The 12,039-nt window shown below is 64.0% G+C and carries 6 protein-coding genes; 1 reads left to right on the top strand and 5 read right to left on the bottom strand.

Going from position 1 to position 12,039, the window contains the following annotated elements:
- Nucleotides 1–453: 453 nt before the first annotated feature.
- The 5 genes from B5D37_RS14415 to B5D37_RS14395 form a co-directional block, all read right to left on the bottom strand.
- Nucleotides 454–1,800, bottom strand: a complete 1,347-nt coding sequence (locus B5D37_RS14415; protein ID WP_078759430.1) for a coiled-coil domain-containing protein — start codon at nucleotides 1,798–1,800, stop codon at nucleotides 454–456.
- Nucleotides 1,797–8,123 carry an AAA domain-containing protein gene (locus B5D37_RS14410; RefSeq protein ID WP_234987923.1) on the bottom strand — a complete coding sequence of 2,109 codons (6,327 nt, stop codon included), beginning with the start codon at nucleotides 8,121–8,123 and terminating at the stop codon, nucleotides 1,797–1,799. Before B5D37_RS14410 ends, B5D37_RS14415 begins: the two co-directional genes overlap by 4 nt.
- Nucleotides 8,123–8,794, bottom strand: a complete 672-nt coding sequence (locus tag B5D37_RS14405; RefSeq protein ID WP_200809263.1) for a 4Fe-4S cluster-binding domain-containing protein — start codon at nucleotides 8,792–8,794, stop codon at nucleotides 8,123–8,125. The genes B5D37_RS14410 and B5D37_RS14405 overlap by 1 nt, the downstream gene beginning before the upstream one ends.
- Nucleotides 8,791–10,623, bottom strand: a complete 1,833-nt coding sequence (locus B5D37_RS14400; protein ID WP_078759428.1) for an AAA family ATPase — start codon at nucleotides 10,621–10,623, stop codon at nucleotides 8,791–8,793. Before B5D37_RS14400 ends, B5D37_RS14405 begins: the two co-directional genes overlap by 4 nt.
- 246 nt (nucleotides 10,624–10,869) lie before the next feature.
- The gene (locus B5D37_RS14395) at nucleotides 10,870–11,709 is read right to left on the bottom strand and encodes a prolyl oligopeptidase family serine peptidase (protein ID WP_078759427.1); all 840 of its coding nucleotides are present in this window, start codon (nucleotides 11,707–11,709) and stop codon (nucleotides 10,870–10,872) included.
- Nucleotides 11,710–11,810: 101 nt separating this feature from the next.
- Here B5D37_RS14395 and B5D37_RS14390 point away from each other — a divergent pair.
- A partial coding sequence (locus B5D37_RS14390) for a leucine zipper domain-containing protein (RefSeq protein ID WP_143814356.1) occupies nucleotides 11,811–12,039 on the top strand: 229 nt, incomplete at its 3' end.

The raw sequence follows: 12,039 nt of genomic DNA, 5'->3' as shown, positions 1-12,039 counted from the left end.
GCTGACCCCAGAAGCCTATGCCAAAACCCTGGCGGGCTCGGATACCCTAACCCCGGACTCTAAAGCCGACCGCTACTGAAGGCGGGGGGACGTCGATCTTGCAGGACCAAATTGGTTTCTCCGCCAGCATGGCCCAAGCATTATTTCTTTTGCCAGCTTGCCTCATTGGGCTCGTGTTGGGTGCCGTCTCAAGCAGGTGTTCCGATGTCATTCGGCTAGCCCGCAAACGAAGCGAAGGTTGCTCTGAGTAGCGGCTAATTCAAGCTTTGCTGCTTCGCGGCGCGGCCTAGCTTTCGCTTTTGGTCGACGTCCAGGCCTAGCCAGTAGCAGGCGTCTACTTGGCTAAGACTAGGGATGTTTATCGGGGGTAGGGAAGGGCAGTCTCCAGCTTAAAGAACGCCATTGGGCACGGTATCTATCCGTGGCTACCCAAGTGAATCAAATGCTGCCGAATCAGCTTGAGCTCTTGGTGCTGAATTCAGAGGCTTCGCTGTTACCGTCTTGCTTCACTTCGACCACCTTTAGCGGTACTTCGCCAATCGCCAGTGCTTTCTCAATGGTGAGTTCGCCGCCCCGCTCGGCGATCAGCGAACGCAGACGCGTGAACTCCCCGCACCAGATCGTTTCGATATCCCGGTCGCGCGCGCGATCATGGGTTCCAGACAGCGATACCGCTCGCACCTGGAGTCTCCCGCTTTCCGCGCGACCACCAACTTCGACGCCGTAGCCCGGCGTCGCCATCTTGCGCAAGACCACGCTGCCCGCTGCAGCCCATGCGGTCTCCATGCCTTCGCGGACTTCGTAGCCCAAGCTGGCCAGCCCATCAAGGACCGCACGGCGCCGGGCGAACGCCGCACGGCGATGTAGTTCATGCTGGATGGCATCGGTGCACTGCTGCATAAAGGCATCGACCTGCTGCATGTCCGGTTCGGGTTCCGCCAGATAGGCCGCAACCTGCGCTGGCAACGCCGATCCGGCCTGCCCGAGTAGCGTTTCCAACTCGGACGCCAGTGTCCCCAATGATGCCAAGCGGCTACGTCGCGTTTGGTGCTCAGCCGTTGCACTGGCGAGATCCAATACCAAACTGTCGAGCAGCATGTTCCGCTGCGCGGCGTGCGGATCGCGCTCGATGATCTCCAGCCGACGCAGGAACGAGTCGGCGGCGCTGGCGCCATGCAAGGTTTGCAACTGGGCGATGTGGTGGTCGATGTGGTCGAGGCGTGGCTCGCGGGACGTGTGTTCTTCGGCGACCCATCGTCCGGACCGCTCAACCTGCAGCTTCCTAGCGAGATCACGTTGGATATCGCTCAACGACTCCGATCTCGTGTCGTGTCCCAGTCTCGCAAACCCTTCGGCGACGATCGCTTGAGCGTCCACGATCGCGCGCCCCGAGGCGATCGACTGCAGCGCTTCGACCAGCGACGGATCTGGCGACGAGCTTCCGGCTTCCAGCGAGCGGAGCAGTGAGGCGGCATTCTCGCGCAGGTTCCGTTGCGACTTGCGCGCCTGAGCTGCCTTGCCAACGGCCCGCTCCTCACGCTGTGCGAGGTCGCGGGAGAGAAACTCTATCTCGGCAGGGACCTCGTTCTGGAGCGCCGTGAGTTGGTCGTCCTGCAGCATCCGGCGCAGGCGCTCGTGCCGCGCGCCAGTGGCGGCGAGTTCCGCCGCGTCGAGTTCGCCGATACGTTCGGCTTGGGCCCGCCAGCGCTCGAACGCCTGCGCGAGCCGGTGCAGGTGTCCTTCGCAAATCGCCAATATCTCTTCGCGGGTCACGATACGGACGACCTTCGGACCGCTCATGCTGGCCCTGCCGTGAGGATGGGTGCATCGATGCCGGCGGCTCGCATCGTAGGACCATCGGCGGCCAGCGCCGCTTCGATCGCCTGTCTTAGGGCCTGGCGCTCGGCGTCGCCATCACGATGCCAGCCCTGCGACGACACCCTATGAATGTACGGGACCGAGCGGCGCAGCACCTCGCGGCGCCAGATCTCGCGCGCGCGGGCATGCCTCAGCAACGGGTGCCGCGGACTGTCGCACTCGATGCCGATCGCGTAAAGCCGGGTGTCGGGATCCTCGATTGCGAAATCCAGTCCGAACGTATCGCCTTCGTCCGCCGAGACCGGCTCGCAGCCCAGTGAGCGGATGTACCCGGCCACCGAGGCAGTGAACCCATCGCCCAACTGCATGCGCCCGCCCCGGACCTCCGAGCGATCCGTCTGCAGCCTGCCGAGCAGCGCACCACTGCTGGCGAATTCGCCCGATGAGAGCGCACGCGCATACTCGAGGTACCCCTGCAGGTAGTCGCGGGGACTGATGGGCGGGCGTTGGGTGTCGAGCATGTCGGACACGTCGGCGATCGGCATCGAAGTGATCATCACCACCTTCCTGCGTGCACGAGTCACCGCGACGTTTAGCCGGCGCTCGCCGCCGGTCTGCCCGAGCACGCCGAAATTCCTGCGAAAGGTACCCTGGCCGTTGCGGCCGAAGGTCGAGGAGAACACGATCACGTCGCGTTCGTCGCCCTGCACGTTCTCGACGTTCTTGACGAACACCGACATGTCCTCACCATCCTCGCTGCGTTCCCGCTCCTCGGTAAAGGCTTTGCGAAACGGCTCGTCCTCCTCGGCCCGGAGTTCCATACGCTGTTCGATCAGGTCGGCCTGCTTGCGGTTGAAGGTCACCACACCGAGCGATGGGCGCCGGGCGGCAGGGTCGCGCCAGAGCTGCGCCACGTACTCAACCACGCGGTCGGCCTCCTGCGCGTTGGTCTGTTCGTGGTAGAGACCGTCGACGCGGATCAGTTCTAGCGGTTTGGCCGTCAGAACCTTGGCGGGTGGATGGCGGACGGGCACGCTCAGGCGGTTGCCGTAAAACGACGCGTTGGAGAATCCGATCAGTTCCCGGTATGCGGAACGATAATGGATCTCCAGCGTCGTGATGGGCAGGACGCTTCGAGCCAGTTGCAACAGGTCGGGGCAATCCTTGATTTCGCGACGGTTCCAGGTTTCCTCGAACTGCTCGTGCTCTTCTTGTTCAGCATCCTCGTCTGGCGTTTCGCCATCGAATAATTCGGCCTCGTCGCTCTCGACGCGGCTCGAGAAGAACGACGTTGGCGGCATCTGCTTCTCATCGCCGCTGACTACAGTGATGCGACCGCGGAACAGCGTGGGCAACGCGAACTCCACTGGCATCTGGGATGCCTCGTCGTAGATAACCGTGTCGAACAGCCCCGGCCGCAGCGGTAGGACGCGGCTGGCGACGTCTGGATTCATCAACCACACCGGACGCAGGTGCATCAGGCCGAGGCCGGCGCCGAGGTCCAGAAACTCACGCAGGCGTCGCGATCGGCGCCCGGTCAGCCGGGTGACGTCTTCCCACTGCTTGCGGGTTCCCAGCAGATCGCGGTCGATTCCATCTCGGAGCATTTGCCGGTTGAGTTGGCGCATCTGCGCATCCGCCTGCGCGAGGCTGGCGATCTTCGCCGCGGCTTCGTCCTTGCCCAGCAGCAACGCAGGCTGCGACCGTTCTATGCGCAGCTTCCAACCCAGACGCGCCTCCCTGTTGATGAGACGCCGGATGCTGGCTTCCAAACCTTCACTAGGAACGCCATCCAGCACGGTCTCCAGCTCACGCAAATGGGCGAGGAAATTCAGGTTCGCAGTACTCAGTTGCGCTGCACGGATGCGGAACTGCTGGTACGCCGCCAGTCGTGGCAGCGCCTGCGCAACCTCTTCGAGCACGGTGCGATTGCTTTGGTCGCCGTCTATCGCGCTTTGCAACTGCGCGATCCAGTCGCCTTCCGCCCAGTTGGCAAATCGCTGCAGGTGATCGCGGCTGCGCCGTCGTGCGGCCTGTCGCGCCAAGGCAGCTTCGGTGTCCGCCAGCAGCGCCTCCAGCGACTGCCGGCTACCTTCCAGCACCGCGGCCTCCAGTGGTTCGGGCCGTGGTGCCTTTGAGATCGATGCGGCCAGCGCCTGCGCCTCGCGCAGCTTGTCGAGGGTGTCGGCGACCTGCGTCGCCAACGTCGGGCCACTGTCAAAGGCCGGTGGCGACATGCCGAGCCGTTGCCGCAGGGCCCCGAACTCAGTGCGCAGCGGGCGCCAATGCGCCTCCAGCTGCGCGGCTGCAAGCAGCGCTCCCACCTGCGATAGGTCTGGATGGCGATCACCGTGGCGGACGAAGAACGCATCGACGTTGCGGCGCCGGAAAAAGTGCAGGGGATTGAGCTTTGCGAACCACGATGTAGCACGTAGCACGTGCCCGGCGTCCATGGCCAGGCGATCCAGCACAGGCGACGTCAATGCGCTTAACGCAGTTGACCATTGCGGGGCGAAATCGCGGATTGCAGATTGTCCCAACCGCTGTTCTACCTGTTCCAGCGCCGAGAGGGTGTGCGTCCCAACGCTTTCGCCCCCCATCGTCGCGTCGCGGAATAGGGGCAGCCAGCGCGCAAGGCGCTGTCGTTGGTCTTCCGTCAAAGCGAGCAGCGTCTGCGCCTGGCCCTGCAGCCAGTTGCGATGGGGGGCCGGTTCATCCACCTCGAAGCCGGAAGGGCGGGTTTGCAGGACATCCAGCCGTGCGGTCTCCGCCTCCGCGAACTGTTGCAGGTCATGGCGGAAAGACTGCAGGTTCGCGGCGTCGACCGGAAACGCCTGCAGACTTGACAGCGGGCTGTCCTCGAAGCGCGCGGGCAGCCACAGCCGCACTAGCGGTGCGCAGGACTCCTCCAGTCGCGTCAGTCCGGTGATGTCGAGCTCGGCGAGGCGCTGACGCAATGCCGGGAACTCCAGCGGAAATTCGCCCTGCTCAAGCTCAATCAGTTCGCCCAGCAGCTGGCGGTAGCTCAGTCCCGTGCGTTCGTCGATGTCGTGGAGGCTGGCGTGGAACCGATCGAGTTCGCCCTCAAGCGATTCGATGCGCGCCGCGATCCGTTCGCGCTGGCGTTGCCAGGTATGTTGCACGGGCTCGGCGGCAAACAGCACCTCCAGTTGCTCGCGCACGCTTCGAATCACGGACTCACGGTCCCGGTTGACGTCGTTGAGCATCACCACACGGCTGCCCAGTCCTTCCGCGACCAGTCGTTTGTGTACGACCTCCAGCGCGGCATGCTTCTGGCAGACGATCAGTAGGCTCCGTTGCCGCCCGATCGCATCGGCCACCATGTTGACGATGGTCTGGCTCTTGCCGGTGCCAGGTGGTCCTTCGACTAGCAGGCCCGGTGCCTGCCTCGCCTGCAGCACGGCGTCTTCCTGCGAAGGATCGCTAGGCGCGGCGAAGAAGCGTTCGAGTTCCGGCGGTGGCGCGGTGGACACAGCCGTGCTGCCGGTGCCGAGGCGTAGCGCAGTCTCGAGGCCTGTGCCGCTGGGCGACATCGCCTTGAGCTGGCGCAGGTCCTCGCCGAGTGCCTGGCCCATGAAGGTCACATGGAACAGCACCGCGGCGCAGGCTAGTTCGTCGTGATGCGCCCGGACTTCGGTGGACCCGGGCGGCAGGCTGTCAAGCACGCGCGTCCGTGCGTTGGCCAGTAGGCCGAACGCATCCATGACCTCCGACGCCTTCAGTGCGGAACGCCCCAGCAATTCATCCGCGGTCCTGCGCCAGACCTTGCACGCTTCGACGCCTACCAGCGCCTCCAGCGCGGGATTCAGCCGGACTTCCTCGCGTTCGCTGTCGAAGGCGAGGGACGCCTGCCCACGACTACCCAGCTCGAGTTGCAACTTCACCGGCCACAATAGCAGCGGCGCGATGCGGGTCCGGGTGTTGCCGCGGGCATCACGTGTCAGCAGGAACGGGAACCCAAGGTGCAGGCCGTCGATACCGGTGTCGCGCTTGTACAGCGAACTTTGCCGATGCAAGCCGTGTAGCCGTTGTTCCAACAGCGGATTGGCGGCGAACGCCTCGGGATCCAGTGTAATGGCCCGCGCCTGTCGCTGCAGCAGGGCATCGAGCAGGGCTGGTGCAGGGCGACGTTCGGTATCGAGTTCGCGCAGGTCGATCCGCGCGGTGGTCTTGCCGATGCTCATCCGCACCAGTGGGCCACGCAGCACAGTCGTGGCGATCTTCTTCTCGAAGAAGTCCAGAATCTGCGACACGTACTGTTGCTTCTGCGGCTCAAGCCAGCCTTCGGGTGGCACGGCCAGCAGAACGAGGGCCCTAGCGAGCGGCATGCGCCGCTCCAGCCGGAACTGATCCGCCCAAGCATCCACTCGTTCCTTACCGCAGCGTGCGAACCCAGCGATGCGCTCGTCGACGGTGCGATATAACGTTGGCCGATCCACTTGCAGTTGTGTTCGCGCCGTCTCGGTGTCGAATCGCGCCACGCCCGCATCTGCCGCTAGCCGCGCGGCTTCATCGACAATCGCGTCCACCGAGCGAAACTGATGGATGGCCGCGGCGAGCAACACGATCAGGTCTTCCTCGCCGACTAACCGGCGATCGGACAACGAACGGATGCCAGGATGCTCGCTGTCGGGCAACAGCCGCTGGCGCTCCTGCCATTGCGCGGTCAAGCGAGCGCGTGACGTCGACAACAGGAAAATGCGTAACTGCGGTTCATCGAGTTCGATGTCCTGGTGTCGCGCACGCTGGCGCACCTGATCGGCGCGGACCTTCAATCGCCACAGCCAGTTGTCGCTGCCCAACGCTTCCAGTAGGTCAGGGACCGCACCGATGACCAGCCGGTAGCCTTCCAGCGGGTGTTCGAGCAGCCAGCCCGGCGTGACGATCTGCCCTCTTTGGATTAGGGGGATGTCCGGATTGAGGATCTTCAGTGCCAGCATCAACCGAAGATCGTCATCCAGTTCCTCGTGCTGGGCGACCTGCCTCAGGCCCGCGAGCGACTTCGGCGGCAACCCGATCTGCTCGGCCCAAGTCACGATCACGCCGCGCAACAAGTGGTCCAGTGCCTGCGTCCAGTGCTGTTCTTCCGCCGCAGCCAATGCGAACAGGCCAGGCTTGTGGAAATGACGGGAACCGAGAGCGATGGTTGCGCCTGCCTCGTCGTCCTGCTCGGCCTTTGTTGCGGCCGGGGCAGTCACCGGCTCGCCGTCGAGCCAAGCCCGGACCTGTGGCCATTGCCAGCGCTGGTGGCGGTCGCGGGCGAGCAGGCCACGCAGCAGCAGTTCCAGCTGTGGGTCGATATCCTCCGGCAATAACACCCCGTGGGCCAGTACGTGGATCAGGTAGGCATTGGGATGGGTGTCTTCGAAGCAGGCACCTTGCGTGACCTGCTCCAACAGAATCATGCCCAGGCTCCACCAGTCCGACGCGGCAGCGACGCCACCAGCGATGGCTTCGGGCGCCATATAACGGCTGATTTCCAGCGGCGACACGATGTCGAGGTCAAATTCGGATAGACGTGCCGACCCGAAGCCGCTGATCACCAGATCCAGCGGTTCGCGACGCCTGACCAGCAGCGTGCCTGGACGCAGATCGCGATGCCGCAGTCCGGCTTCGCTAAACGCGTGCAAGGCGAGACCAAGCTCGCGAACCACGTGGCGGACGGCCGGAAGGTCGTGAATCACGATGCCCAATCCGGCGAGGGTGCCCCCGGTTAGCTCCTCGGCCACCTCGTAGGCGCGGTCGTTCCAGCGGCCGGTGGCGATCACCTCGGGGACGTGCTCACGCGGCAAGCGACGCAGCACGGTGTAAATGGCCGGATCCGGCTCGGCGCCTGCGCGATAAAGGGTCAGGACCGCTTGCCGGCCATCTTCGTGCTGGGCCAGATAGCGCTCACGTGCCCCGTCCGTGCGGCTGATCTCGCGCAATAGCCGCCAGCCGTCGATCCGGGTTTCGCTTTCGTCGGATGGGGTATCCGGTTCGCGTGGCGGCACGTCGCCGGCGACGCCGAAGGGCAGGGGCGACGCAGGCTCGGCACCGCACTCCATACACATCAGATCGCCGGGTGTCATCAGATGGCCGCTATTGCAACGCCGCTCGTTCTGACCGTTCTCTAACGGTGCCTGCACAGGAGAGTGCCGGGTGACGACCGGCACAGGCCGCCATCCCGATTCGTGAATCGGCTCGCTGGCCAGATCCCAGTGGCACGGCCGATCCTGCACCGTGCCTTCGCAAAAAATCTCGTGGAGCGCGCGTTCCGTGTGGCAGTTGGGGCAAAACCGCATCATGAGCGCGTTGTCCCACGTGCGTCGCGGTAGGCAGTGTCGGCGCTGACCTGCAGTCGGTGCCCTTGGTCGCGCAGCAGATCGCGCAGGCGCAGCAGGTCGTCGCGCCGGGGGATGCCTGCCATCCAGACACTGCCGTCGTCGTCGAGCATCAGGTCCAGGACCTGGTCACCCGCACGCAACGGTCTCTCGAATGCCGTGAAGCGTTCGCGCCCGAGCGCAGTCAGCAGATTCAGCCGCTGGTTGTCGCTACCGCGCAGTGCGATGGATTGGGGCTGCTGGTTCTCGAACGGATCGGAGATCAACGCATCGATCAGACCCTCGGCACGGTCCAGGAATGCAGTAAGTCGTTCTAAGGGATGCCCGCTGTAGACCAGGATGTCGATGTGTCGCTGGCGGCGGAGCGCCACCAGCAACTCGAGCAAGGCCTCCGGTTGATCGAACGGCTCGCCACCCGTGACGGTGATGCCATCGGCATGATCGAGCCAAGGTTGCACCTGCTCGAGCAATTCGCCGACGGTCGTCAGATGACGCCCCGATCCCCATGTGTCCGCAGAGATGCAGCCCGGGCATTGGATGCTGCAACCCTGAAACCAGATCCCCAGGCGGCGTCCGGGCCCGAGCGTGGTCACCGGAAAATGCACACGCGAGAGGTCAAGTTTGATGTTCAATGCGATACCAGCCGCAGTCCCGCCGGCGACAGTTCCGGGACCTCGAAACGTTGGCCCGGCTGTGCGTCTTGATCGAACAAGGCGCGCGCCAGTGGATTGATCAGGTAGGCCTCCAACTGGTTTCGGATTCCGCGCCCACCATTCGACAGGTCGCTCAGGCACAGCTCGCGGAGCGATCCCCGTGCAGATTCGGCCAGCTCGACCTGCAACTGCTGCTCGCGGAGGTCGTCGAGCGTGGCGTCGACCATTTGCTCGAAGATCTGCACGGCGACATCTTCTCGGATGAAGTCGAAGACGATGATGTTCTCGCCAATGCGGTTGAGGATCTCCGGACGGTTAAGCACGAGCTTGAAGTGGCGCTCGATCTCGCTCGCCACCTTGCGCTGGACTGTCTCGAATGGGTCGACGGGCATCACGTTGGCAACCCGATCCCCGTTCTCGTCTTGTCGATAGATGCCGAGATTCGACGTGAACACGATCAACGCCTCGGAGAAGTAGACGCGATCCCCGCGCCCCGAAGTGAGCACGCCGTCGTCGAGGATCTGCAGAAACTTGTCGAGGATGCGGGGGTGAGCCTTCTCGATCTCGTCGAACAACACCACGCTGAAGGGCTTCTCCCGGATTGCGTTGGTGAGTTCGCCGCCGACGTCGTAGCCTACATAGCCGGGAGGTGCGCCGATCAGGCGCTGGTCGGAATGCTCGGCGCTGAACTCAGACATGTCGAAGCGGATGTAGGCGGTGTCGTCGCCAAACAGCAAGCTGGTGACAGTCTTGGCCAGTTCGGTTTTGCCGACGCCCGTTGGGCCGGCCAGGAATGCGACGCCGCGGGGGCGATTGCCTTTCCGGCTGGCACCGACGCCCGTCATCGCGCGCTTGACGATATCCAGCATGTGAGTGACCGCGTGAGCCTGGCCCTTAACACGGCGCCGGATAAAGCTATCGGCCTCGCGGATCTTCTGACGATCAATCTTTAGCCATGGATCTTCGGTGACACCGACCTTGTAGCGGCGCACGGCGTCCGCAATGCGATCCATCGCCACGCCTTCGACACGAGCGAGCTGCGCGATGGCATTGAGGTCAAGCAACAGCAGGCCTTCCGTACTCTCGACGAAGGCCTCGGTAGCTTGGTCCAGCGTCTCGGCGGCAGCGTCCCGCCCGCCCTCGAGGCCGCGTAGTAGGCTGGCCGCGATCGCGCGGCGCGCAGGCAGGTCGGGTTTTGACACAGGAATGTGCCGCAGGCGTGGATTATCGACCAGCAACCAGTCCGGAAGATCGCCTTCCTTGTCTACGATCCAGAGCACGGTGTTAAAGAATGGCTTCCGCGCTTCGCCGGCGGGGCGCGCCCTGGCTTGGTGGGATAGCACCAGTGCCTGAGTGAACAGTTGGTGCTCCGCGGCCGTGAGGCCTTCATTGCGGACGACGAGACGCGAGGCGAAGTCGACGATCAGAGCGATCGGCTCGCCGTTGCGTTCGACGAATCGCCGCAGTGTGTTGCCGAGCAAATCAGGGCCCGCGACGGCGGCGCCTTCGACCGGGGTCAAACCCAGTTCGCGGAGCAGGGTCTCGCCGGCTGCAGGATCGGTGCCAGGTCGCACCAGCACCCTGAATCCCGCGAGCGGATCCCACGCAACGACCTGGCTGTAACCAGCCTCGAGCAAGGCGTCGCGCAGGTTCACGATGAAAGTCTGCGGCGTAACGATGCCCGGCGAGACCTCACTAGCCTGCAGGTCACTGACGGTACCGGAGAGGACGAACTGGCTCTTCAGCGGCAGGAAGCGCAGGAGATCCCGAAGCCATCTGGGCTTCTGGAACGAGACGAATGGTGGCACGGCGGAAGTCCCTCCCACGTCGGACCTAGCCCCTAGGATAGCCGCATCGGGCCGGGTTGCCCCAAACGTCGTGAATATGCCGCGAGCGGGTCTCACCGGGGCGTAGCGTCGAACGATATAGCCCCTACAAGGGCTAATCGGCAGCTAAGTCCGAGGACAGCAGATCAGGGACGCTTATCGGGGGTAGGGAAGGGCACCTTTCGACCCGAAGCGGCCACTCGACACGGCGGTCTTAGGCGACCTGTTTCACTGATTGGATACGCGCTCGACAATCCACTCGACGATCGCATCGAATCGGTCTTGATCGAGAGCGTGTCCGCCCTCGACACGGAGTTCGGTGATGAAGTCGCCGGCGATTTTGGCCACGACCTGGTCTGCATCCCGCGAATACTTGTCCTTCGCACCCGACACCACCATGGTCGGCCGAGGTCCGATGGCTGCAAGCACATGGTGCGCCTCTATCATGCGAGCGAGCCCTGGCACGGCCTCGAAGAGGAGGATCCCGGTGTCTTCCCGGCGGCGCGTCTCAAAGCTGCACACGGCACCGCTGACGCATGCGAACCTGCATCGTGCATCGACGGCCGCGTGGTAGAGGGCCGTGGTACCCCCATACGAGTGCCCGGCCACGCCCACGAGCCGCTCGTCTATCCCAGTGGCCTGGAGCAGGACGCTCAGGGCGCGTTGCGCGTCATCCAAGCACTTCCTCATCAGCAGGTCGCCATCCAGCAATCGATAGCTCATGGCGTTGTAGTGCTGAAGCCAATCGTAATAATCCGGTTCCACCCCCCGAACCGCTCCTCGTCGATCCTCGAAAGTGATGGAGTCCGGGGCCAAGACTGCGACGCCTCTACGAGCGAGCGCCGGCCCAAAGGCTTGAAAAGCGTCGCCTACCTCGCCGGCAACCTCGCTCTTGCCGAAGTGGAACTCCCCATTGTGCTGGTGAAACACAACAACTCCGCCGAGCGTGTCGCGCCCCCTCGGCGTGAACAGGAAAGCCGGAATGAGGTCACCTTCTAGTCCCTGGTACTCGATCCCTTCTCGGTCGAATCCGTCGGCCTCTTCGGCTTTGCCTCGTTGGAACTCCACCGGAACCGGGTCCGCTAGCTGTGATCTCTCAGTAGGTTGTTCATCCGGGGTGATCCCGGAAGACTGGAGGTGCGAATCAGCCACCCCTCCAGGAGCCCCGGATGAACCTGCATAAACATGCCCGTCTTACGCCTCGCGGTCGAGCCTTGCTTGTGGAGCGAGTGATCAACCATGGCCTGCGGGTCGAGGAGGCAGCGCATGCCGCGGGCGTGAGCGTCAGAACCGCTTACAAGTGGCTGCGCCGCTTTCGCGAAGAAGGCTGGGCAGGCCTGGATGACCGGTCATCGCGCCCGCACCGCTGTCCGCATGCCACCCCACCATCGGTGGCCG

Source organism: Lysobacter spongiicola DSM 21749, assembly GCF_900167055.1.
Lineage (GTDB): Bacteria > Pseudomonadota > Gammaproteobacteria > Xanthomonadales > Xanthomonadaceae > Novilysobacter > Novilysobacter spongiicola.
Note: the sequence above shows the minus strand (reverse complement) of the source record. Positions and strands in the feature narration are given on the sequence as shown.

Coding starts and splice junctions, on each gene's coding strand:
- B5D37_RS14410 (WP_234987923.1), bottom strand. CDS start 8,123: ATGCGGTTTTGCCCCAACTGCCACACGGAACGCGCGCTCCACGAGATT.
- B5D37_RS14415 (WP_078759430.1), bottom strand. CDS start 1,800: ATGAGCGGTCCGAAGGTCGTCCGTATCGTGACCCGCGAAGAGATATTG.